The 21,961-nt window shown below is 70.8% G+C and carries 24 protein-coding genes, 1 tRNA gene and 1 other RNA gene; 13 read left to right on the top strand and 13 right to left on the bottom strand.

Annotated elements, in window-relative coordinates:
- Window position 1 precedes the first annotated feature (1 nt).
- A complete protein-coding gene (locus C3K08_RS01130; RefSeq protein WP_199776960.1) occupies window positions 2-1,309 on the bottom strand; it encodes a thymidine phosphorylase in 1,308 nt (435 codons plus the stop codon).
- A 32-nt stretch (window positions 1,310-1,341) separates the two neighbouring features.
- Between C3K08_RS01130 and C3K08_RS01125 the strand changes: the two genes are divergently transcribed.
- Window positions 1,342-1,746 carry an ACT domain-containing protein gene (locus C3K08_RS01125; RefSeq protein WP_104989668.1) on the top strand — a complete coding sequence of 135 codons (405 nt, stop codon included), beginning with the start codon at window positions 1,342-1,344 and terminating at the stop codon, window positions 1,744-1,746.
- Here the strand turns inward: C3K08_RS01125 and C3K08_RS01120 are convergent.
- Window positions 1,743-2,273 carry a (4Fe-4S)-binding protein gene (locus C3K08_RS01120; protein WP_104989667.1) on the bottom strand — a complete coding sequence of 177 codons (531 nt, stop codon included), beginning with the start codon at window positions 2,271-2,273 and terminating at the stop codon, window positions 1,743-1,745. The two genes, C3K08_RS01125 and C3K08_RS01120, sit on opposite strands and share 4 nt — an antisense overlap.
- Between C3K08_RS01120 and C3K08_RS18860 the strand changes: the two genes are divergently transcribed.
- Together C3K08_RS18860 and C3K08_RS01110 are read left to right on the top strand one after the other, a co-directional pair.
- Window positions 2,272-2,553, top strand: coding sequence for a DUF1905 domain-containing protein (locus C3K08_RS18860; RefSeq protein ID WP_104989666.1), 282 nt, complete (start codon window positions 2,272-2,274; stop codon window positions 2,551-2,553). The two genes, C3K08_RS01120 and C3K08_RS18860, sit on opposite strands and share 2 nt — an antisense overlap.
- Before the next feature lie 49 nt (window positions 2,554-2,602).
- A complete protein-coding gene (locus C3K08_RS01110) occupies window positions 2,603-3,124 on the top strand; it encodes a DinB family protein (RefSeq protein ID WP_104989665.1) in 522 nt (173 codons plus the stop codon).
- A gap of 68 nt (window positions 3,125-3,192) precedes the next feature.
- On the opposite strand, the gene ftsH is transcribed toward C3K08_RS01110, so the two are convergent.
- Window positions 3,193-5,058, bottom strand: coding sequence for an ATP-dependent zinc metalloprotease FtsH (gene ftsH / locus C3K08_RS01105; protein WP_104989664.1), 1,866 nt, complete (start codon window positions 5,056-5,058; stop codon window positions 3,193-3,195).
- Between the two features lie 122 nt (window positions 5,059-5,180).
- On the bottom strand, window positions 5,181-5,615 hold the full coding sequence (locus tag C3K08_RS01100) for an ATP-dependent metallopeptidase FtsH/Yme1/Tma family protein (protein WP_104989663.1): 435 nt from the start codon (window positions 5,613-5,615) through the stop codon (window positions 5,181-5,183).
- Window positions 5,616-5,724: 109 nt separating this feature from the next.
- Between C3K08_RS01100 and C3K08_RS01095 the strand changes: the two genes are divergently transcribed.
- Window positions 5,725-7,128 carry a tetratricopeptide repeat protein gene (locus C3K08_RS01095; RefSeq protein WP_104989662.1) on the top strand — a complete coding sequence of 468 codons (1,404 nt, stop codon included), beginning with the start codon at window positions 5,725-5,727 and terminating at the stop codon, window positions 7,126-7,128.
- Between the two features lie 68 nt (window positions 7,129-7,196).
- Here the strand turns inward: C3K08_RS01095 and C3K08_RS01090 are convergent, their stop codons facing one another.
- Both C3K08_RS01090 and C3K08_RS01085 read right to left on the bottom strand, forming a co-directional pair.
- Window positions 7,197-7,958 carry an ABC transporter substrate-binding protein gene (locus C3K08_RS01090; protein WP_104989661.1) on the bottom strand — a complete coding sequence of 254 codons (762 nt, stop codon included), beginning with the start codon at window positions 7,956-7,958 and terminating at the stop codon, window positions 7,197-7,199.
- 74 nt (window positions 7,959-8,032) lie between these two features.
- A complete protein-coding gene (locus C3K08_RS01085; RefSeq protein WP_104989660.1) occupies window positions 8,033-10,438 on the bottom strand; it encodes a glutamine--tRNA ligase/YqeY domain fusion protein in 2,406 nt (801 codons plus the stop codon).
- 71 nt (window positions 10,439-10,509) lie between these two features.
- On the opposite strand from C3K08_RS01085, the gene C3K08_RS01080 reads away from it, so the two are divergent.
- On the top strand, window positions 10,510-11,235 hold the full coding sequence (locus C3K08_RS01080) for a GNAT family N-acetyltransferase (protein WP_104989659.1): 726 nt from the start codon (window positions 10,510-10,512) through the stop codon (window positions 11,233-11,235).
- A gap of 420 nt (window positions 11,236-11,655) precedes the next feature.
- Here the strand turns inward: C3K08_RS01080 and C3K08_RS01075 are convergent, their stop codons facing one another.
- Both C3K08_RS01075 and C3K08_RS01070 read right to left on the bottom strand, forming a co-directional pair.
- Window positions 11,656-12,135: a multidrug DMT transporter gene (locus C3K08_RS01075; RefSeq protein ID WP_104989658.1), complete on the bottom strand. Its 480-nt coding sequence runs from the start codon at window positions 12,133-12,135 to the stop codon at window positions 11,656-11,658.
- 106 nt (window positions 12,136-12,241) lie between these two features.
- A complete protein-coding gene (locus C3K08_RS01070) occupies window positions 12,242-13,387 on the bottom strand; it encodes a S1C family serine protease (protein WP_104989657.1) in 1,146 nt (381 codons plus the stop codon).
- Between the two features lie 89 nt (window positions 13,388-13,476).
- Between C3K08_RS01070 and C3K08_RS01065 the strand changes: the two genes are divergently transcribed.
- A complete protein-coding gene (locus C3K08_RS01065; RefSeq protein ID WP_104989656.1) occupies window positions 13,477-13,899 on the top strand; it encodes a gamma-glutamylcyclotransferase family protein in 423 nt (140 codons plus the stop codon).
- A gap of 44 nt (window positions 13,900-13,943) precedes the next feature.
- Here C3K08_RS01065 and rpsO read toward each other — a convergent pair whose 3' ends face one another.
- Entirely contained in the window at window positions 13,944-14,219 is a 276-nt protein-coding gene (gene rpsO / locus C3K08_RS01060; RefSeq protein WP_104989655.1) for a 30S ribosomal protein S15, read from the bottom strand.
- Between the two features lie 169 nt (window positions 14,220-14,388).
- On the opposite strand from rpsO, the gene C3K08_RS01055 reads away from it, so the two are divergent.
- The 3 genes from C3K08_RS01055 (at window position 14,389) to C3K08_RS01045 (ending at window position 15,222) form a co-directional block, all read left to right on the top strand.
- Window positions 14,389-14,472: transfer RNA gene (locus tag C3K08_RS01055), tRNA-Leu, on the top strand.
- An 81-nt stretch (window positions 14,473-14,553) separates the two neighbouring features.
- Window positions 14,554-14,652: signal recognition particle sRNA small type (ffs, locus tag C3K08_RS01050), an RNA gene on the top strand.
- A 36-nt stretch (window positions 14,653-14,688) separates the two neighbouring features.
- Complete coding sequence (locus C3K08_RS01045; RefSeq protein ID WP_104989654.1) at window positions 14,689-15,222, top strand: arsinothricin resistance N-acetyltransferase ArsN1 family A; 534 nt, start codon at window positions 14,689-14,691, stop codon at window positions 15,220-15,222.
- Here C3K08_RS01045 and C3K08_RS01040 read toward each other — a convergent pair.
- Genes C3K08_RS01040 through C3K08_RS01030 form a run of 3 tightly spaced genes read right to left on the bottom strand, consistent with a single transcriptional unit; the run spans window position 15,189 to window position 16,853 of the window.
- A complete protein-coding gene (locus tag C3K08_RS01040; protein WP_104989653.1) occupies window positions 15,189-16,127 on the bottom strand; it encodes an aminoglycoside phosphotransferase family protein in 939 nt (312 codons plus the stop codon). The genes C3K08_RS01045 and C3K08_RS01040 overlap by 34 nt on opposite strands.
- A gap of 5 nt (window positions 16,128-16,132) precedes the next feature.
- Complete coding sequence (locus C3K08_RS01035; RefSeq protein WP_104989652.1) at window positions 16,133-16,513, bottom strand: hypothetical protein; 381 nt, start codon at window positions 16,511-16,513, stop codon at window positions 16,133-16,135.
- Between the two features lie 34 nt (window positions 16,514-16,547).
- Window positions 16,548-16,853, bottom strand: coding sequence for a winged helix-turn-helix domain-containing protein (locus C3K08_RS01030; protein ID WP_234009107.1), 306 nt, complete (start codon window positions 16,851-16,853; stop codon window positions 16,548-16,550).
- A gap of 143 nt (window positions 16,854-16,996) precedes the next feature.
- Here C3K08_RS01030 and C3K08_RS01025 point away from each other — a divergent pair, with 143 nt between their 5' ends.
- The 4 genes from C3K08_RS01025 (at window position 16,997) to C3K08_RS18210 (ending at window position 20,380) form a co-directional block, all read left to right on the top strand.
- Window positions 16,997-18,484 (top strand): NADP-dependent isocitrate dehydrogenase, encoded by a 1,488-nt coding sequence (locus C3K08_RS01025; protein ID WP_104989650.1) that lies wholly within the window; start codon window positions 16,997-16,999, stop codon window positions 18,482-18,484.
- 175 nt (window positions 18,485-18,659) lie between these two features.
- Entirely contained in the window at window positions 18,660-19,307 is a 648-nt protein-coding gene (locus C3K08_RS01020) for a carbonic anhydrase (protein ID WP_104991842.1), read from the top strand.
- Between the two features lie 102 nt (window positions 19,308-19,409).
- On the top strand, window positions 19,410-20,144 hold the full coding sequence (locus C3K08_RS01015; protein ID WP_104991841.1) for a YebC/PmpR family DNA-binding transcriptional regulator: 735 nt from the start codon (window positions 19,410-19,412) through the stop codon (window positions 20,142-20,144).
- A 71-nt stretch (window positions 20,145-20,215) separates the two neighbouring features.
- Window positions 20,216-20,380, top strand: a complete 165-nt coding sequence (locus tag C3K08_RS18210; RefSeq protein WP_199776959.1) for a hypothetical protein — start codon at window positions 20,216-20,218, stop codon at window positions 20,378-20,380.
- Between the two features lie 9 nt (window positions 20,381-20,389).
- Here the strand turns inward: C3K08_RS18210 and C3K08_RS01010 are convergent, their stop codons facing one another.
- The gene (locus C3K08_RS01010) at window positions 20,390-21,895 is read right to left on the bottom strand and encodes an amidohydrolase (protein WP_104989649.1); all 1,506 of its coding nucleotides are present in this window, start codon (window positions 21,893-21,895) and stop codon (window positions 20,390-20,392) included.
- Between the last annotated feature and the right edge of the window lie 66 nt (window positions 21,896-21,961).

Genomic DNA, 21,961 nt, shown 5'->3' with positions numbered 1-21,961 from the left:
GTCAGTTCACCCGGTCGAGAATCAAGGGCTGGGGCGGCGGGGCCGTTTCTGTCACGCTCAGGCCCTCTTCCAGCAGTCGGCGGGCGGCGTCCAAGCCCCGGCCGTCCCGGTGGTAGAGGCGCAGCACGGGTTCGCCCGCCTCCACCGCCTCGCCGGGCTTCTTCAACACTTCCACGCCGACCCCGTGGTCAATGGCCTCGCCCTTGCGCTCGCGCCCACCGCCCAGCACCAGGACCGCCCGGCCCACCGCGAGGGCGTCGAGGCGCTCCACGAAGCCGTGGGCGGGGGCCACCACGTCCGCCCGGCCGGGGGCCACGTCCAGCCGCTCGGGGCGGTCCACCAGGGAGGTGTCCCCGCCCTGCGCCTCCACGAAGGCGCGGAACTTCGCCAGGGCCGAGCCGTCCGTGAGGGTGGCGCGGGCGCGGGCCTCGGCCTCTGCGGGGTCTTCCCCATAGGCCGCGAGCGCCTCCACCGCGAGGGCCACGCACAGCTCGGTGAGGTCATCGGGGCCTTCGCCGCGCAGGGTGCTCAGGGCCTCCTGCACCTCCAGGCTGTTCCCGGCCATGTGGCCCAGCGGGGTATCCATGTCGGTCAGCACGGCCCGCACCTGCCGCCCCGCCCGCGTCCCGATATCCACCATCGCGCGGGCGAGGCCCCGGCCGTCTTCCAGCGTCCGCATAAAGGCCCCGGCGCCCACCTTCACGTCCAGCACGACGGTGTGCGCCCCGGACGCGAGCTTCTTGCTCATGATGGACGAGGCGATCAAGGGCAGGCAGTCCACGGTGGCGGTCACGTCGCGCAGGGCGTAGAGCTTGCCGTCGGCGGGGGCGAGGTCCCTGGTCTGCCCGACGAGCGCGAGGCCGATCTCGCTCGCCTGGGCCAGAAAGCGGTCTTCCGGGAGGTCGGGGCTCCAGCCGGGAAAGCTTTCGAGCTTGTCGATGGTGCCGCCCGTGTGGGCCAGCCCGCGCCCGCTCATCTTGGCGACGGTCAGGCCGAGGGCGGCGAGCATGGGCGTCAGGATCAGGCTGGTCTTGTCGCCCACGCCGCCCGTCGAGTGCTTGTCCACGGTGCGCGGCAGCCCCGCGAGGTCCATCTGGTCGCCGGAGTCGGCCATCACCAGCGTCAGGTTGGCGGTTTCTTGGGCGGTCATGCCGCGCAGGTAGACGGCCATCAGCCACGCGCTGATCTGGTAATCGGGCACGTCACCGCGCGTGTAGCCCAGCACAAGCTGCTCAAGTTCCGCGCGGGTGTGCTCTGCACCGTCGCGCTTCTTGCGGATCAGGTCGGGAATGGTCAGGGCAGGGGTCATAGGCCAGTGTAGCGGGCGTGCCATCTTCGACCATGACTCCTCCGGCCCGCCCCCACCTCACGCTCTCGGTCCTGGGAGGCTCCGCGCCCACCGAGTTCGCCGTCGCCCAGCTTCCACCGGAGGCTCCCCTGCCGCCGCTCGGGGGAGGGTTCTTCAGCCTGACGCGCACCGCCGAGGAACTGTCGCTGGTGTGCGAGATGGCGCACCTCCCGCCCGGTGTCCGGCACCAGGCCGGGTGGGCCGCGCTGAAGTTGCACGGCCCCTTCGATTTCGGGCTGACGGGCATTCTGGCCGCCGTGCTGGAGCCGCTGCGCGGGGCCGGGGTGGGCATCTTCGCGCTGAGCACCTTCGACACCGATTACGTGCTGGTCCCGGCGGCGCGGTTGCCCGACGCGCTGGCGGCGCTGCGTGGGGCGGGGCACACGGTCGCGGATTAGTCCCGCCGCGCTCCGTCCGCCTGCTGGCCTTCTGCCGGGTGGCCGTCGCCGCGCTGGTCGGGAGTGGCCTGACCGCCGGGTTGGTCGCTCTTCCAGCCGATGCGGGCGTGGGTGCCGTCGCAAAAGGGCTTGTTGCCGCTCGCCCCGCAGCGGCACAGCGCAGCCCGCACCTCGCGCACCTCGCCCGCCGGGGTCTGGAGGACGAGGTCACCGCGCAGCACCAGGGGGCCGTCGGTCACCGGCATGACGGTGGTGGGCACGGCTGGGGCTTCGGGGGGCGCCCCGTGCAGGGCGTAATGCAGCGCCCCGGTCGGGCAGGTCCGCACGACCTCGGCCACCCGCGCGGCGTCCGCCCCGTTCCACAGCTGAATCCAGGGCCGCTCCCTGGGCCGGAAGACGTCGGGCAGGCCGCGCACGCAGTTGGCGACGTGGGTGCAGCGGGGAGCATCGTACGAGACGGTAATCTCCCCCTCCGTGTACGCCTTGCCACGCAGCAGGTCGTCATGGGGCACCGGGTCCTGGTTCATGGGCCAGTGTACCCCCGGCCCCCGCCGCCGCGCAGCGCCCCGACAGCCGCCCGCACACCCCGCGCAGCTCGGGCGGACTGTCTCCCCGAAAGGCGCACCCCACCTCGTGACCTCCGGCTGGGGCATGCTTCCAGTTCGCGCCCAGATCGGGAGCACCCGCTGGAAGCCCTCGCTGTTTCCCCAGGGTGCCCTGTATCTCCTGCCGGTCCGGGCCAGCGTTCGGCCGGCCGAAGGACTGAACGAGGGCGACCTCGTGGCTGTCCGGAGGGAGGTGGGCTGACGACCCTAGGGCACTCCCGACCCTTACGCTGGAGACTCCCGGAGGTTTCATGACCGACCTAGACCTGCTGCTGGAGTCCTTTCGCCGCAATGGACGCGTGAATGAGGCACTGCTGAACGCCCTGGTACCCGCCGACTTCGACCTCAGCGATGGCCGGGGCGGCTGGACGATTGGGCGGCACCTGCGGCATATGGCGGGGTTTCGCGTGGGCTGGCTGCACAACCTCTCGCGGGAGCACGCGGCCCCCCTGCTCGACCCCACGCAGCAGGACGCCGACGGCGATCCCCAGTGGCGCTGGCACGACAGCCCACCCACCGAACTGGCCGCCGCCTTCGCGGCCGGGGACGAGGCCGCCGTGACTGCCGTGCAGGCCCACCTCGCCTCGGGCGAACCCTTTGCGGACCCCTGGAATGAGGGGGGCTACCGCTCCCACCCCGCGCATTTCCTCCAGCACACCATCGTCCACGACAGCCACCACCGGGGGCAGATCATGGCCCTGCTGCGGCTGGGTGGGCGGACGAAGGAGCAGATGGACGCGCTGGACGAGCACTGGGCGATCTGGAGGGAGTAGCCGCGCCCTCCAGCCCATGCACAGCAAACCCCCCCGCCACGGGGACGGGGGGCTGATATTGCTCCGGCTTACAGCGTGGGCTGCGGGGTCGGCGCTCCGGCCTGCTGGCCGCCCAGACGCGAGACGGCCTCGCGCACCACGTCGCCCGTGATGAGTTCCTGGGTCAGCAGGGCGTCAGCGACCTCGTGCATGGCCTGACCGTACTCGGTCACCAGGCCCTTGGCCCGCTCGTAGGCGCGGCCCAGGATGCGCTTGACATCCTCGTCCACGAGCTGCGAGGTGTGCTCGCTGAACATCTTGGGCTTGGCCATGTCCTCGCCCAGGAAGACCGGGCCGGAATCGGTGGTCAGGGCCATGTTCTTGAAGTTCTCGCCCATGCCCCACTCCAGCACCATCTTGCGGGCGATGTTCGTCGCCTTGCGGAAGTCGTCGGCGGCGCCGCTCGTCACGCTGCCCATAAAGACTTCCTCGGCGGCGCGGCCCCCCAGCGCGACCACGAGCTGGTTTTCCAGGCGCTCCTTGCTCATCAGCACCTGCTCTTCGGGGAGGTAGAACGCGGCGCCCAGCGCCCGCCCGCGCGGAATGATGGAGACCTTCTGAAGCTTGTCGCTGCCGGGAATCACGGCGGCGGTCACGGCGTGCCCAGCCTCGTGGTAGGCGATGGCCTTCTTTTCCTCGGGGCTGATCGTGAGCGAGCCGTTTTCCAGGCCCAGCGTGATCTTGTCGAGCGCCCGGTAGAAGTCGCTCATGTCGATCTGGGTCTTGCCCAGGCGGGCGGCTTCCAGCGCGGCCTCGTTGGTGACGTTCTTGAGGTCGGCGCCCGAGAAGTACGGGGTGCTCTTGGCAACCTCGGGCACGTCCACACCGGGGGCCAGCGGCTTGTTGCGCAGGTGCACCTTGAGGATCGCCTCGCGCTCCTTGAGGTTGGGCAGGTCGATGGTCACCTGACGGTCGAAGCGGCCGGGACGCAGCAGCGCGGGATCGAGCACGTCGGGGCGGTTGGTCGCGGCCAGCACGATCACGCTGCTCGACTTGTCGAAGCCGTCCATCTCGGACAGGATCTGGTTGAGGGTCTGCTCGCGCTCGTCGTGGCCGCCGCCGATGCCCGCGCCACGCTTGCGGCCGATGGAGTCGATCTCGTCGATAAACATGATCGCCGGGGCCGACTTGCGGGCGTCCTCGAAGAGCGTCCGCACGCGGCTGGCGCCCACGCCCACGAACATCTCCATGAACTCGGACGCGCTCACCGAGAAGAAGGGAACGTCCGCCTCACCCGCGATGGCCCGCGCCAGCAGGGTCTTACCGGTGCCGGGAGGGCCGACGAGCAGCACGCCCTTGGGAATCTCGGCGCCGATCTGGTGGTACTTGGCGGGGTTTTTCAGGAAGTCCACGACCTCGATCAGCTCGCGCTTGGCTTCCTCGTGGCCCGCCACGTCGGTGAACTTGGTCTGGACGCGGTTTTCCTTGCCGTACTTCTTGGCGCGTGACTGCCCGAACTGCATCACGCCGTTCTGGCCGCCCTGCGCCCGCATGAAGAAGAAGTACATCAGGCCGATGAGGAGCAAGATGGGCAGGAAGTTCAGCAGGATGGCGAGCCACTGGCTGGGCGCCTCGAAGCGGTAATCCACCCCCTGCTGCTCGAGCTGCGAGATCAGGCCGGCGTCGGGCGTGGCCTGGTTGCCGGGCAGGCGAACGGTAAAGCGGTCCGTCTCGATGGGCTGCTGCCCATTCACGACCGGCACCTCGGTGGGTTCGGTCAGGCGCACCTGCGCGACGTTGTCCCGCACGACCACCTGCTCGATGCGGTCCTGCGCGAGCAGATCTTTGAACACGTTGTAACCGACCGTGGCCCGCGAACCGCCCGGGGCCTGGGAGAACATCAGGAACAGAGCCAGAACGAACAGGACGATCAGCCAGGGATTGAGCCGCCTCAAGAGTGGTGCCTCCAGGGAAAATAGAACGATCGGGACGGCATCCGTCCCACTAGGGTTGAGTGTACCAGACTCAAGATGTGTGGGCGTATCCGGCGTCACACCTGTGCTTCATTGAGGGGCGGTTAAGGGGTCCGTGACCGACCGCGCCGCACCAGCACGACGAGCAAAGCCGCAAAAAGGGCCAGCGGCAGCAGCAGAACCAGCAGGATGGGCAGAAAGTTCAACCCGATGGCGAGCCACTGGCCCGGCGCCTCGAAGCGGTAGTCCACTCCCTGCCGCTCCAGTTGCGAGATCAGGGTGGGGCCGGACGTGGCCTGGGTGGACGGCAGACGCACCGCGACGCGCCCCACTTCGGGCGGCGCCAGGGTCACCTCGGCCCGCTCGCCACGCACCACGACCCGCTCGACCCGGCCCGCCTCCAGCAGCCGCGTGAATTCGGCGTAGGGAACGGTAGGGGAAGCCGAGAAGGCCGTTCGCAACAGCCACAGGCCGAACAGGGCGAACACGAGGAGGGGCAGGGCAAAGGCGAGCAGCCGGGCGAGGCGGGGGAGTGGCATGGGGGAACCTCCGGAATCAGCCTGAGTTGACCACAGGGCAGGCGGGGGGCGTCGTCCGCCGAAAGGTGGCCCCCCGCCCTCTTCCCTGCCCGCGCTATCCTGGGGGGTGATGATCGATGTCGCCACCACCTGGCAGCAGGCTTGCACGGCGCTCGCGGGGGACGACTACGATACGGCCTTCAGCGTGCTGGAGGGCGCCCTGCACGAGGCCGACCGCCCCCGCAAGGCGCGGCTCTCGCTGTACCTCGCCAGCGTGCAGGCTCTCTACGGCGACCCCGCCACCACCGAAGTCGGCGCCGCGCTGAGGGACGCCCGCACCGCTGACCCGGCGATTCGCAGCGACCCCCTCTACGTGGCCCTGAGCGCCGAACTCGACGCCCGGCTGCGCGGCCCGGACGCGGCCCCGCCCCCGCCCGAGGTGCGCGAGGCCGCCGATCCCCTGGCCCGCTACCACGCGCTCGCCGCGCTGTCCCTCGCCGGGCACCCGCAAGACGCCCTGGACATTCACCTGCCCCTCGCGGAGTTGCCCGCCCACCTGCGTTGGCGGCTCAGGAGCTGGCAGGCCGACGCCGAGGAGAGCCTCGGGCACACCGCCGAGGCCCGTCACCTCTACGCGGAGGCCGCCCACCACGCCTCCGGCCTCAACCGGGCCGTGATGCTGCAGGAGGGCGCGGCGCTGGAGTTGCAACTCGGGGACATGAACGCGGCGCTCTCGCTGCTGGGGCAGGCCCGGCCCCTCTACACCGGCCAGAACGCGGAGGAAGAGGGCCTGAACCTCGCCACCTGGCACTACCTTCAGGCGCAGGGCCTGCTCCAGACGGGCAAGCCCGACGACGCGCTGGAGAGCATCCGCGAGGCCGACCGGCTGGAGCGGCAGCACGGCGACCCCAGCTACGGGGTGGCGCTGGTGTGGGGGCAGGTGCTGACCCACCTGGGCCGCCACGACGAGGCGCTGGCGCAGTTCACGCGGGCGCTGACGCTGGCCGGGGACGGTGACCGCCCCTTTGCCCAGCACGAGCTGGGGGTGGCCCTGCTGGACCTCGACCGCCCGCTGGAGGCCCGCGAGCATCTGGAAGCGGCGCTCTCGGACCCCGAGTACCCCTACCGCCCGGAGGTGCTGGCCGACCTCGCGGAGTGCGACTACCGCCTGGGCCGCTTGCAGGAGGCGCAGCTGGCCGCCGAGCAGGCGCTCGCGCAGGGTGCGGTGATTCCGGCGAGCATGGTGCTGGGCAATGTGGCGCTGGAGTACTACCACCTCGACGAGGCGCTCGACCACTTCGAGCGGGTGGTGCGCGAATCGGCCCAGGGCACCCGCGACTGGGTGATGGGCCACCAGATGGCCGCCGACGTGATGGCGCAGCAGGGCTTCCGCGACCCCGCCGCCGCCTACGCCCACGCCCAGCAGGCGCTGGAATTCACCCCTGAGAGCGACGACTGGCGCGGCACGCTGGAAGACCACCTCCGCAAGGCCGAGACGCTGATGGGGCAGGGCGGTGGGCGCACGCTGAATTGAATTCAGGCGAGAAACCATGCAGAGAGCGGAAGGCGACACGGCCCTCCGCTCTCTGGCTGTTCCCGGACCTACTTGCAGCGAATGTCTTCACCGAAGTACTTCGTGGAAATCTTCTTGTAGGTGCCGTCCGCCATCACGTCGCGCAGGGCGGCGTTGACGGCGTTCCGCAGCGGCGTATTCCCTTTCTTGACGGCGATGCCGATCTTCTCCTGAAAGAGCATCTCGCCCAGCTTGAGGTTCGCCTGCGGGAACTTCTTGCGGGCTTCCAGCGCGACGAAGCGGTCGGTGACAAAGGCGTTCACCCGGCCGTTGAGCAGCATCTGGAGCGCGTCGGCGTTGGTGGGGTAGGTCTTCACGCTGCCCAGGCCGGGGAGCTTCTGCGCCCGCTGCGCGTAGGTGGTGCCCAGTTGCACCCCGACCGCCTTGCCCTTCAGCGCCGCGACGGTGAGGGGGCCGTTCGACTTGGCGAGCACCACGCCGCCCGAGCAGTAGTGGGGGGTGGCAAAGTCCACCGCCTTCTGCCGCTCCGGGGTGATGCCGTGGCTGGAGATCACGAGGTCGAAGCGGTCCCGGTCCAAGCCGATCAGCAGCGTGTCGAAGCCGCTGGGCCGCCACTCCACCTTGACGCCCAGCTCGCGGGCGATCGCCTCGGCGAGTTCGGCCTCGAAGCCCACGATCTTCTTGCCCTGGGTGTAGGTGAAGGGCGCGTAGGTGGGTTCGGTGCCCACGTACAGCACCCCCGACGCCTTGATCGCCGCGAGGTCGCGGGCCGAGGCGGTGCCGAGGGCGCCGGAGAGCAGGATCAGGGAGGCGAGCGCATACTTATGCATCAGCCTGGGGTTATAGCGCATGGGTCTGACGCGTCCATGTGAGGGGTCGGGCAGGCGGGACGGGTTACCCGGCTTCAGCCCCCCAGCGCCTCCCGCAGCGCCGCCGCGACCTTCGCGGGGTCGGCCTTGCCCCCGGTCGCCCGCATGACCTGCCCGGTGAAAAAGCCCATCAGCGCCGCCCTGCCGCCCCGGTACGCCTCCACCTTGTCGGGGTTGGCGGCCAGTACGTCGGCCACGGCCCCAGCCAGTGCCTCGTCGCTGAGGCCCGCGCCGAGTCCCTCGCGCTCGATAATCGCCAGCGGGGCCTCGCCGGACGTCGCCGCCCGTGCCAGCACGTCGCGGGCCACGCGGGTGGTCAGCCCACCGGAAGCCAGCCGCTCGGCGAGGGGCGCGAGGTCCGCCGCCGTGACCCGCACCTCGCCCGCCCGCAGCGGTCCCGCGAGGTCGTTCACCGTCCACGAGGCGACCTGCCCGAACGTGGCGCCGGGCTGCGCCCCCGCCAGGAACGCGAGCAGCGCCGGGTCCCGTGCCACCGTGCGGGCGTCTCCCTCTGAGGCCCCCAGTCCGGTCAGGCGAGCAACCTCGGCCTCCTGCTCGGGGGTGAGGGGGGCGGCCTGGGGCTTCGGGCCGGTGGCCTGAGAAACCTCGGCTTTCGGCGCAGGCTTGGGCGCTCTGGCCTCCGCCTTCGGCGCGTCCTTCTGCGCCTCCTTCGCCCAGGTGTCCTTCAGCGTGATGATGCGACCGAACACCAGCGCGTCCCCCCGGCTGTCCACCGGATCGCGCCAGAAGTAGCCCTGCCGCTCGAACTGGTAGCGGGTGTCCACCGGGTCGCCCGCCACGCTGGGTTCCACGTACCCCCGCACCACGCGCAGGCTCTGCGGATTCAGGAACCGCAGGAAACCCGCGTCGAGGGGCGCGGCCTCGTTCTCGTGGCTCATGCGCTCGGGGTCGAAGTCGGGGGCGATATCGTCGGGCCTCTCTCCATCAGCACTGCCGCCCTCGGGGTGGGCCACCCGGAAGAGGCGGTCGTAGAGGCGGAACTCGGCGGGGAGGGCGTGCGCGGCGCTGACCCAGTGAATGACCCCGGCAGCCTTCGCGTCCTCGCCCAGCAGGGTCGCGTGGATGGTGGTCACGTTGCCCGCCCCATCCGTCTCCACCTCATCGGCGCGGATGATGCCCGCCCCGCGCAGGCGCACCGTGCCGCCCCGCGTCAGGCGCTTGTAGCCCTTGGGGGGGTCCAGCGAGAAATCCTCGCGCTCGATGTACAGCTCGCGCGAGAGGGGCACCTCGCGCACCGCCGCCCCCGGCGCCACCCGCTCGCCGCCGGGCAGGGCGACGAGGCCGTCGGGCGAGTCGCGGATCACGTCGTGAGGCCAGTAGGGCAGGGACAGCGGGCGGGTCTCCCCTTCCGGCAGGTTGGTCAGCACGACCCGCACCGGGTCCAGCACCGCCATCACGCGGGGGGCGCGGTGGTTGAGGTCGTCGCGCACAGCGTTTTCATAGATGCTGATGTCCACCGTGCGGTTGGTGCGGCTCACCCCGATCTGGGCGGCGAAGGCCCGCACCGCTTCTGGCGTCACTCCCAGGCGGCGCTGCGCCCGCAGGGTGGGCATCCGGGGGTCGTCCCAGCCGGAGACGTGGCCTTCCTGCACCAGCCGCCGCAGCTTGCGCTTGCTGGTCACGGTGTATTCCAGCCCCCGGCGACCGAACTCGTACTGGTGGGGGCGGGGATCGAAGCCCAGCCGCTCCATGAGCCAGTCGTAGATGGCGCGGTTGTCCACAAACTCCAGACTGCACATGGAGTGGGTCACGCCCTCCAGCGCGTCTTGCAGGGGGTGCTGGAAGTCGTACATGGGGTAGATGCACCACGCGTCGCCCGTGCGGTAGTGGTGCCCGCGCAGGATGCGGTAGAGCACCGGGTCTCGCAGCTTCATGTTGGAGGCGGCGAGGTCGATCTTGCCGCGCAGGACGTGCGCCCCGTCCGGGAACTCGCCCGCCCGCATCCGCCGGAAGAGGTCGAGGTTCTCCTCCGGCGTGCGCGAGCGGTACTCGCTGGGCGTGCCCGGCGTGGTCGCGTTGCCGCGCAGCCGCGCCATCTCGTCGGCGCTCACCGAGTCCACGTAGGCGTCGCCCTGCCGGATGAGCTGCTGGGCGTACCCGTAGTACCGCTCGAAGTTGTCGGAGGCGTAATACAGGTGCTCGCCCCAGTCCCAGCCCAGCCAGCGCAGGTCGTCCTGTATGGCCTGGGCGAATTCCACGCTCTCGCCCTCGGGGTTGGTGTCGTCCAGCCGCAGGTGGTAGCGCCCGCCGTACTGCAGGGCCGTCTGGAAGTCGAGGAACGAGGCAAAGGTGTGCCCGAGGTGCAGGTACCCGTTGGGTTCCGGCGGAAAGCGGGTCACGACCTGCGGGTACTTGCCGCTCGCGAGGTCGCGCTCGATGATCTCGGTGATGAAGTTGGGGGCCACCCGGGGCGCGGTCATGCGGGCAGGATAGCGGCCCAGCGTGCCCGCCTCCGCAGTCGCGGGTGGGGCGCGGGCGTAGGCTGCCGCCCATGACGCTTCCCCCCACCATTCGCCGGGTCACCGACCCGAACGACCCCGCCCTCGCCGCCTTCGGGGAGATTCAGGAACGCAGCTACTACGCCCCCGACCTGCTGATTCCACCCGCCGCCTTCGGGCGCCTGGTGTCGGGCGGGGGCCGGGAACCGCGACGCGACCGAATCCTGGTGGCTGAGGACGCCTCCGGCCGCGTGCTGGGCGGCACCGTGTACCACCTGCTGCCGGAGGCGGGCTTCAGTTCCTTTCTCGCGGTGGCGCCCGAAGCACGGGGGCAGGGGGTGAGCCACGCGCTGAACGGCGTACGGCTGGAGGACGTGCGCTCGCACGGCCTGGCGGGCCTCTTCGCCGACAGCGTGTTCGCGGGTCGCCAGAGCCCCGAGGAACGGGCCGCCGAAGCCCGCATCGGCACCGATCCTCACGCCCGCCGCCGCGCCCTGCACGCGCTGGGCTACCGCACCGCCGACCTCCCCTACTGGCAGCCCGTCGGCGGGCCGGACGGCGGCCCCCTGACCGACCTCGACCTGCTGTTTCACCCGCTGGACGGGGCCGACACGGTGCCCACCAGCCTGATCGCCGCCACGATGGAGGCGTACTGGTCGGGCTGGCTGGGAAAAAGCCGTGCCCGCCGCGAAGCACAGGCCCTGGCCGAGCGAGCTGAAGCGGACCGGGTGCGCCTGCTGCCCGCGATGGAGACGCCGAGGTACTGGCGGGCGGGGTAGGGGCGGGGAGGTTACGCGGTGGCCCCCTCACCCCAGCCCCTCTCTGCCAGCAGCTCTACGAGTCCCAACCTCCCGCGCAAGGGGGGAGGAGCAGACACTACCTTGCTTTTGCCAAAGCCTTCTTTTCCATGTGTCCGCCGAACTCAACGTTCCCACCTTGCGAGTTCGCTTTCCAGGCAGACGAGCCGTTCGGCGCGTCAGCGCCGAGGCATTCGGTTGGGCGAAGGATGGCGTGGAGGGGGAAACGGAGACGGGCTGAGCGAGGCTGAAAGATGGGGGGACGACCTTTGCCTAGCGCAGCGCTGCTCCCCTGCCCCCTCTGGGGGGAGGGGCTGGGGGTGGGGGAAAACCAAATCAAGATGGATAGGCCCAAAAAAGCGCCACGCCCATCAACGGGACGTGACGCGCTTGAACACTTCCTCAGGCCGCAGGCTGATCCGTCGGCGCCTCGGCCTCCGCCCCACGCCGACCCCGCCCCGGCCGCTCGGTCGCCGCCTCGGCAGGAGCCGGGGCCGCCGCCGGAGCGCCGATCCGCGCCAGCGTGTCCCCGAAGGCCCGCATCGCGTCGCTGGCTTCCAGTTCCGAGACCGCACGGGCATTCAGCGCTTTGAGTTCCTCCCGGGTGACGGCGTACTCCGGCGCGTCGTGGCCCTTGAGGGTCCGCAGCACGCTGTAGGCGTTCCCGGCCTCCACGGTCGCGCCCTTGCTGGTGGTCACGCGCTCGTCGGTGGTCATGTCGGCCCCCACCAGCGTGATCGCCTCGGGCGAGATCAGGGTCACGCGGTCGCCCCGCTCCTCCATGTGGGCGGCGAGTTGCAGCAGCCCCCGCAGGTGCAGCATGTGCGTGAAGAGGTCGAGGTGGGCGAGCATCGCGCCCGCTTTCTTCAGCAGGGTATCCATAGCTGCATTGTTCTGTTTATGGCAGAATTGTCAAGTCCTCTTCTCGCAATTCATGAAATGGGGGCGGGCCACCCGCAGGCAGCCCCGCCCCTCTCCCGGCCTGAGTTCAGTTGCGCACAGCGGTGCGCGGCACCAGCGTCAGGCGCAGGTCGAGCGTCTTGCCGTCGCGCAACACGCGCAGGGTGATGGTGTCGCCGGGCTGGTAGCGCCGCACCGCGAACTGGAAGTCGGAGAAGTTGTTGACCCGCTGCCCGTTCACGGCGGTCACGATGTCGCCCGCGATGCGCTTGCCGTCCTCGTCGTAGTCGAGGGCGCGGAGTCCGGCCTGGGCGGCGGGACTGCCGGGCGACACACGGGTAAAGAAGGCGCCAGGGGTGGTGCCCAGTCCCAGACCCAGCAGCTCGTCGGCTTCGGCAAAGCGGTCGGCGGGCAGATTGGTCAGGAAGTCCAGCCACGAGTCCAGCCCCACCCCGATCACCGGGTATTCGCGCTTGACCCCCCGCCGCAGCTCGGCCAGCCGGGCATCCGTGCGGGTGACGGGCACCGCGTAGGACGTGATGCCGCCCCGCCGCGCCACGCTGATGTAGCTGATGACGCCGACCACCTCGCCCTGCGCGTTGATGATCGGACCGCCGCTGTCGCCGGGCTGCAACCGGGTATTGAGTTCGAGCACCCCCGAGGGGAAGTCGGCCTGATCCGACGCCACGTCCAGCCCGGTGACGCGCCCGGTCTTGAGGGTCAGGAAGGTGCCGTTGCCGTTGCCGATGGCGAGCGTGGGCGCCCCCACCGCCGGACGCGCGGTCGCCAGCGGCATGGACGGAATCTGGGCGGGCAGGTTCACCTTCAGCAGGGCCGTGTCCGAGTTCTCGTCGAAGCCCACGACTTCCAGGGTGTAGCGCCCCTTGCCCAGCGTCACCGCGCTGAGGTTGCGGCCCTCCGACACGACGTGGTAGGCGGTCAGCGCGTAGCCGTCCCCGATGTGAAAGGCGGTGCCCACCCCGTTGGGCTCGGTGCAGTCGTTGGGCGGGCAGTCCTCGATCCGCAGGGTGGCGGGGCGCAGCTTCTCGTAGAGCGCCCGCAGCGACGCGGTCTCGGCCGCCGTGAGGGGCGCGGGGGCCGCGCGGGTCGGCGTGGCGGGAGCCGCCGGGACGGCAGCGGGGGCGGCGGGTTGGGCGTAGACAGTGTCGGCCGCGACCAGCAGGGCGGCCAGGAGGATCAGGCCGCGCGGCGCGGCGGTCCGGTTGGCGTTCATGATGCAGTGTGACCCCCCCGGCCGGTGGGATGTGTGCCCGCACTTTCCTTGTGAGCCGTCCGTGTGACCGCCCGGCGTAGGCTGGCCGGATGAGTCCCGAGTCTCCTCCCCGCGTCTTCGTGTACGGCACCCTGCGGCCCGGCGGGCGCAATGCGGCGCTGGCCGCACGCTTCGGCCCGCCCCAGGCGCAGGCGGCGACCCTGTCCGGCTTCCGGCTGCTGCACCTCTCGCCCGAGAACTACCCCGCCCTCGTGCCGGGGGAGCCCGGCGAGCGCGTCCGGGGCGAGGTGCTGACCTACGCGCCGGAGGTCTGGGCACGGGTCCTTCCCCTGCTCGACGCGCTCGAAGGGGTGGGCGAGACGCCGCCCCTGTACCACCGGCAGCGGGTAACCGTGGTACTTGCGCCGGGCGAGGCGGAGGAGGTCTGGACCTACGTGTACGCCAGGACTGCGCGACTCGCCCTTCCCGGCGCGGCGCCCGTGCCCGGCGGCGACTGGGTCCAGCGCCCATAAAAAAGCGCCCCCAGCTTGCGCCAGGAGCGGGCAATCAAGGGCGTTTAGCGAACGATGCGCTGGCCGCGGCGGATGCCGAGCTGGTCGGTCAGGGCAATGTACTCGTCGTAGCTGGTGCGCTCCAGGTACTTCAGGAGGCGGCGGCGCTGGCCGTTGAGGAGTTGCAGGCCGCGCTGGCCGTGCTTGTCCTTTTTGTTCTCGGTCAGGTGCCGGGACAGGTTGTTGATGCGCTCGGTGAGGAGGGCCACCTGCACAGCGGTGCTCCCGGTGTCGTTCGCGCTCTTGGCGTAGGTCTGGATGGTCTGCTGTTTGTCGATCACTGTGTACCTCTCTTGTTATGAAGTCCCGCACGCAGCAGCCGGGGCAAACGGCAGGCGACCAAGGCCCAGCCCGGCCCCACCACTCGCGGCGGCAGCGCCGAGCTTAGCACACCCGCCGCGCTTGACAAGGTCACGGTGGCCCCGTAGCATTGCTTCTGCCCTTCACCCTGCTCGGGTGGCGGAATTGGTAGACGCGCACGTTTGAGGGGCGTGTAGGTTTCCTGTGTGGGTTCAAGTCCCATCCCGAGCACCACGAGTCGCCGGAGTCGCCGTACTCCGGCACTTTTTTTGGTCTGGTCGCCTGCGGCGGGCCTGTGCTATGCTCTGCGGCGCATTGCTGGTGCAGCGCAGCGGGAACGCTCGAACCTGGTCAGGGCCGGAAGGCAGCAGCCATAAGGGATGATTCTCGGGTGCCGTTGCTTCCCGGCAATGCTTTTTTTGTGCCGTGGAGGATGTGGCAGCATTGGCCATGTCCCAGACACGAGCGGCCACCCCGGCCGACGCGCCCGCCGTCACGCGCATCTACAACCAGGGCATTCAGGACCGGGGGGCGACCTTCGAGACGCGGGAGCGGCACGAGAACGAGATTCGGGAACGGCTGTCCGGCACGCAGCCTGCCGTCGTCGCGCTGAACGGGGCGGGAGAGGTCGTGGCCTTTGCGTGGAGCAGTCCCTACAGCACCCGGCCCGCCTACGCGACCATCGGGGACCACGGAGTTTACACGGCGCGGGAGGCGCGGGGACAAGGCCACGGCGAGGCGGCGCTGCGGGCTTTGCTGGGGGCGGCCCATGAAGCCGGGCTCCACAAGCTCACCAGCCGCATCCTGACCGAGAACGCCGCCAGCCGCCGACTGCACGCCCGCTGCGGCTTCCGCGAGGTCGGCGTGCACCTGCGCCACGCCCGGCAAGGCGGCGAGTGGCGCGATGTGGTCGTCGTCGAGGTGCTGCTGGACGGGCCAGAGCCATCCGGTCACGCCAGTAGCCTGAACGCCACCTCCAGATAGAGGGCGCCGGGCTTCGGCAACCCGTGATGGCCGACATACAGTCCAGTGGAAACCCGCTCCAGGTACGTCCACTGCCAGATGGCCTCGGGGTCGGTGCCCGTCGCCTGGGCCATCTGATCGCACCAACCGCGCACTTCTGCTTGCGGATCGTCCGAGGCCAGCAGATGCGAGTTCCAGCCTCGCAGCGCCACCCCGAGGTCGTATTCGGGCTCGCAGAGAAATCCCTCGGGGTCGACGAACACGTAACCCGTCTCGGCGCCGATACGGGTGCCCTCTACCCGCAGCAGATTCCCGACATGGGGGTCGCCGTGGACGATGATCTGCCGGGCCGGGTCGCGGGCCTCCCACCGCTCGTGGGCGTAGCGCAGAGCCTGCTCCACCACCGCCTGAATCTCCCGGTTCTCCCCGGCGAGGTCGCGCACGAGGGCCAGGAGGCTGGCCGCCTTGTGTTCGGCCTCGCCCGGCAGGGCGCAGCGTTCGGGGGGCACCTGCCAGGCCCGCTTCAGCGTCTCGGCGGTCAGGGCCAGCACGGCGGGAAGGTCATGGTCCTTCTCCGCCGACGGCCCGAGGGCCTCCATCAGCAGGGCTCCCCGGCCGGGGTCATGCCTCAGCACCCGCACGTAGCCCTGTCCCTGGGCCGCCAGGAGGGTGGACATCTGCGCAGTGAGCGCGGGTTCCGGCAGGGCCAGCTTGAGCACGGCCCGCCCACCGTCCGCGCGGGTGACCCGGCACACGTAAGAACGGCTGCCCCCCGTCAGGGCCTCGCCCCTCTGAAGCTCCCAGTCCCGGCATTGCCGCTCCACCGCGCCCGCCAGCGAGTCCAGCCACCGCCGCCCGGCAGCGCCCAGGCTCCCCGCGTAGGCCCGCACGGTGGGTTCGACCTCCACGGGAAAGGCGTCGTCCATGAGCCTCAGCGCGTCTTGGGCACCAGCACCAGCGCCTGCGTTTCCCGGACCACGGCGAGGTCACGCAGCCGCTCGGGGTTGAGGTCGCCCGCTTTGGCGAGCGCCTCGGCCCGTTTGCGGTCGATGGTGGCCGCCTCCAGCGCCGCCGCGTCCCCGAACACGTCGCGGAAGCGGTCGAGCGGGTACTCGACCCGGCGCGACACCTTGAGTTCGGCGCGGTAGAGGTCGGTTTCAGCCCGCTCCCCCGAGGCCAGCGCCGCCTTGATGCGGGCGGCCAGCTCGTCGCGCTCGGCCTCCAGCCCCAGCAGGGTGTCGCGCAGGGTGGCGTAGCGCTCCAGCAGCTCGCCAAGCGTCAGGGCCTCGGTGGGATCGAGCGGCGCCGTCATGGGGTCAGCCTAGAGCATGACCCCGGCCTCCCGGTCAGGCCCCCGCCTCCTCCCCCTCCAGCAGGGTCAGCAGTTCGCCCACGGTGCGGTGGGCCTCCAGCGGGTGCCGCAGATGAAAACCGGGGTTCACCGCATAGCGGTTGCGGCGACCCTCGCGGGTGCGCGTGATCACCCCGGCCTGTTCCAGATCGCGGATGATCCGCTGCACCGCCCGCTCGGTAATGCCGACCCGCTCCGCGACCTGCCGCAGGGTGCCGCCCGGCTCGCGCACCAGACACAGCAGGACGTGCGTGTGGTTGGTCAGGAAGGTCCAGGGACGGTCGGGGGCAGGCTCGGTCATGGGAGGAGGGATGCGCGGACGCAGCCGTCCCACCGTACCGCCTGCTTGAACGCGGTTCAAATCACGACACCGGAGACGCGACATCTTTTTCGCTATAGTGGTCGCGTTCCCGGCCCCGGTGCCGGGCGTTCCAAGGAGAGGCCATGAACAGCACCGATGTCCACCCTGCCCCGCAGGCGCCCACCCCCCCCACCCTCACGCCCATCGCGGTCGCGCCCGGCGACGGAATCGGCCCGGAAATCATGGCGGCCACCCTGCGGGTGCTGGAAGCCGCGGGCGCCCGCATCGAGCCGCGCCCGGTGGAGGTGGGGCAGGAGGTCTACCTGCGCGGCGTGTCGTCGGGAGTCGCGCCGGAGGCCTGGGAGGACCTGCGGCGCACGGGCGTGCTGCTCAAGGGGCCGATCACCACCCCGCAGGGCGGCGGGTACAAGAGCGTGAACGTGACCCTGCGCAAGGCGCTGGGCCTGTACGCCAACGTGCGCCCGGCGCGGGCCTACGCGCCCTTCGTCGCCACGCACCACCCCGGCATGGACCTCGTGATCGTGCGCGAGAACGAGGAAGCCCTGTACGCGGGCATCGAGCACCGCCAGACCGACGAGGTCTACCAGTGCCTCAAACTGGTCACCCGCGAGGGCTGCGAGCGGGTGGTGCGTTACGCCTTCGAGTACGCCCGCGCCCACGGGCGGCGCAAGGTCACGGCGATGAGCAAGGACAACATCATGAAGCTCACCGACGGCCTGTTTCACCGGGTCTTCGGCGAGGTGGCGCGGGAATATCCGGAGATCACGGCCGACCACCTGATCGTGGACATCGGCGCGGCGCGACTGGGCGCCCAGCCCGAGCGCTTCGACGTGATCGTGACCCTGAACCTCTACGGGGACATCCTCTCGGACATCGCCTCGGAGGTCGCGGGGTCGGTGGGCCTGGGGGGCAGCGCGAATATCGGGCAGACCGTCGCCCTGTTCGAGGCGGTTCACGGCAGTGCCCCCGACATCGCCGGGCAGGACCGGGCCAACCCCAGCGGCCTGCTGCACGCGGCGGCGCTGATGCTGACGCACATCGGGCAGGGCGACGTGGCCACGCGGGTGCAGAACGCCTGGCTGCGGACCCTGGAAGACGGCATCCACACCGGGGACATCGCGGGCGAGCACACGTCCCGGCGGGTGGGCACCCAGGCCTTCGCGGACGCCGTGATCGAGCGTCTGGGCCAGATGCCGGAGCGCCTCCCCGCCGTGCAGGGCGAGGCAGCCTCCCAGATTCAGGTGAGCCTCACGCCCCGGCCCCGTGCCGAGAAGGTGCTGGTGGGCACCGACGTCTTTCTGGAGTGGTGGGACGCGCAGAGGCGGCCGGATGTGCTGGGGGCGCGGCTTCAGGGAGCAGAGGGCACCGACTGGACCCTCGACATGATCTCCAACCTGGGGGTCAAGGTCTGGCCGCAGGGCCTGCCCGAGACGATCTGCTCGGACCACTGGCGCTGCCGCTTCCTGTGGCGCGGCGAGCGGCCCGCCACGCCCGCCGACGTGCTCGCGCTGCTGGCCCGCGTGTCGGAGGCCGGGCTGGATTTCGTGAAGACCGAGCACCTCTATACCTTCGACGGCCAGCCGGGATACACGGCCGGACAGGGGCAGTAGCCGTTCCTGCTTGAGAGACGCGTTTCCCAGGCAGGAACGGTCACCGCCTCCGGTCATCCTGGGCCTGCGGGTCTAGGATGACTGGGTGAGCACTTCCGTTCCCGACGCCCGGACCCCGGCTCCCGTCTCCGATCTCGAACGGCGCATCCTGGACGCGGTGCGGCGCGGGGCCAGCATGAAGGACATCGCGGCGCTGCGCCAGGGCCGCATGACCTCGCCGGAAGCCGCCATCGAGGCCCTCAAGGACGGCAACGCCCGCTTCTTCTCCGGTCAGGCCACCCGCCCCGAGGCGGACGCCAACCAGCGCCGCGCCCAGATCATGGGCCAGACGCCCTTCGCGGCGGTGCTCGCGTGCAGCGACAGCCGGGTGCCCGTCGAGATCGTCTTCGATCAGGGGCTCGGGGACCTGTTCGTGGCGCGGGTGGCGGGCAACGTGGTGGGCGACTCGGAACTGGGCACGCTGGAGTACGCGATCCGGCACCTCGACGTGCGGCTGATCGTGGTGATGGGCCACGAGGGGTGCGGGGCCGTGGCCGCCGCGCTGCTGCCCGATGACGATCTCGCCCACGAGCCCGAGCACCTGCGCCGCCTGATCGCCCGCATTCAGCCCAGCGTGCAGGGCCTCCCGCCCATCCGCGACAAAAAGGCCCGGATGCGCGAGGCCGTGCTGAACAACGTCCGCCATCAGGCCGCCGCCCTGCGCGAGCAGCCCGTGATCCGCGAGGCCGAGGCGAGCGGGCAGGTGCGGGTGATCGGCGCCTTTTACGAGATCGGCTCGGGCGCGGTGGACTTCCTGACGGAAGAAGACGACCTGCGGGTGTGACGGGCTTCCGACGGGCCGCGCGGCCGCCGCGTTAGAATGCTCGCCACCACGCGCCCCCGCTCTCCCCGGGTGAGCGCGTCTTTCCTGAAGGAGACACGGAACATGGCCGGACACAGCAAATGGGCACAGATCAAGCGCAAAAAGGGTGCCAACGACAAGAAGCGCAGCGCGATGTACTCCAAGCACATCCGCGCCATTCAGGCGGCCGTCCGTTCGGGCGGCAGCGGTGACCCCGCGGCCAATCTCAGCCTGAAAAACGCCATCGCGGCGGCCAAGGCCGACACGGTGCCCGCCGACAACATCGAGAACGCGATCAAGCGGGCGGCGGGCGCGGCCGAGGGGGCGGCCGAGTACAAGGAAGTCACCTACGAGGGCTACGGCCCCGGCGGCACCGCCATCTTTATCGAGGCCCTGACCGACAACGTGAACCGCACGGTGGCCGACATCCGCGCCGTGTTCAACAAGCGCGGCGGCAGCCTCGGCACCAGCGGCTCGGTCGCGTGGCAGTTCGAGAAAAAAGGCGTCCTGCTGCTCCCCGACGCGTCGGAGGCCGCGCAGGAAGCCGTCATCGAGCACGGCGCCGAGGACTTTCAGGAGTCCGAGGACGGCCTGGAGATCAGCACGGCGCCGAACGACCTCTACAGCGTGCAGGACGCGCTCGCGGCGGCGGGCTTCAAGCCCGAGAGCGGCCAGATCACCATGATTCCCAGCAACACGGTGGCCGTCGACGAGGGCGACGCCCGCAAGCTGATGGCCCTGGTGGACGCCCTCGAAGACCTCGACGACGTGCAAAACGTGTACACCAACGCGGAACTGCCGGAAGAAGTCGAGGCGTAAACGGAGCGCCCGGCCGGGCACCGCAGGGGGAGACAGGGAGCTGACCTGTCTCCCTCAGTCTTGGGAGCACCATGACGGGTCTGATCTCGCTCGGGCTGTTTCTCGGCACCATGGCCGTGCTCGCGGTGCGTCAGGCGAGGCTGAACCGCACGATGGACGCGCTGGACGACACCCGGCGCGAGGCGGGGCACGTCGGGCCGAATCTGCCAGGACCCGGCGGCACGACCGGGCTGTAAGGTCGGCTCCTACAGCACCAGCGCCCGCGCCTGCCCGCCCAGCCGGTCCCACAGGGTGAAGGCCGCCCGCGCTCCCGGCCGGATGATCCCCTCGTCGTCCCACCCGGCGGCGAGAGCGGGGCCGCGCGTGTGCGCCCACAGCACCTCCCCCTCGGTCAGGGCCTCGGCGGGGGCGATCGCCTCGCCCGCGTCGTCGCGGCGGGTGAGCGCGGCGGCGAAGTTGGCGCGGTACTCGGGCGGCGCGACCGGGGCGTCGGACCCGAAGGCGAGGATGGCCCCGGCCTGCTGCAGGGACCGGAAAGGGTAGCTCGTCTCCAGCAGGTGCGGCAACAGCTCCCGGATCATCGGACCGTCGGCCTGGAGGTGGATGGGCTGCACGCTGGCGGTCAGGCCCCGGAAGCGGGCGATGTCCCCTGGGCGGAGGTGCTGCGCGTGCTCAATCCGCAGCCGCACGCCCACCCCGTCGGCGAGGGGGCGCAGGGCGTCGTATACGCCCAGTACCTCGGTGTTCGCCCGGTCCCCGATCGCGTGGGTCACGGGCGTGAGGCCCAGCCGCAGCGCCTCCTCGCCGCGCTCGCGGATCAGCTCGGGGGGGTCGAGGGGAATCCCGGTGCCCGACCCGTCCGCGAAGCCGGGCGCGTGCAGCCACGCGGTGCGGCTGCCCAGCGCCCCGTCCGCGAAGAACTTGACCCCACCCCACTGGAAGAGGCCGCCGGGCGTGAGGCGCAGCCCCAGGTCGCGGGCGTGCTCCAGCCGGTCGTGCGGCAGGGTGGCCCACACCCGCAGCGGCAACTCACCCCGCTGGGCGAGGAGTTGCACGGCTCTCGGCGCCTCCACCGGCTCGAAGGCCATCGTGTGGGCGCTGACGTAGCCTCGCGCGGCCAGATCGTCGGCGCCCGCCTTCGCCGCCGCGAGGTATTCGGCGTCGGTGGGGGTGGGGCGGATCCGTGCGACGAGGCCGCTGGCGTGTTCCAGCAGCGTCCCCAGCGGGCGCACGATCTTTCCGCCCTCGGGGTCGGGGGTGTCCGCCGTGATTCCGCTCAAACGCAGCGCGAGCGAGTTCGCCCAGCTCAGGTGCAGGTCGCGCGAGTAGATCAGGACGGGATGGTGCGGGCTGACCTCGTCCAGCAGCTCGGCGGTGGGGTACTCGGCGAGACCCAGCTCGGAGAGCAGGAAGCCGCCCCCGCGAATCCAGGTGCCGGGGGGCGTGTTCATCGCCCGCTGCGCGACCTTCGCCTGCACCTCCGACACACTGCGGGCGCCGTGCAGGCCCAGTTCAGACAGCGAGAAGCCGTAGCTCACGAGGTGGACATGCGCCTCCGCGAGCCCCGGCGTCAGGAGCAGGTCGCGGTGGTCCTGCACCTCGGCCCCCGGCGCGAGCGCCCGCAGCTCCTCGCGGCTTCCCACCGCCAGGACGCGCCCGCCGCCGACCAGCACGGCCCCGGCCTCGGGCTGCTGCGGATTCAGGGTGAGGGTCCGGACGTGAAGGAGGGTCAGGGGCGCAGGCGTGGTCATGCCCCCCAGCCTAGCCCGGCGGCGGGCGTGTGAATCCCGGTACGTGTCCCGGCCCCAGCCGCTGCT

The sequence above is a fragment of the Deinococcus sp. NW-56 genome, assembly GCF_002953415.1.
Classification (GTDB): Bacteria; Deinococcota; Deinococci; order Deinococcales; family Deinococcaceae; genus Deinococcus.
This window is presented reverse-complemented; position numbering and strand designations above follow the sequence as displayed.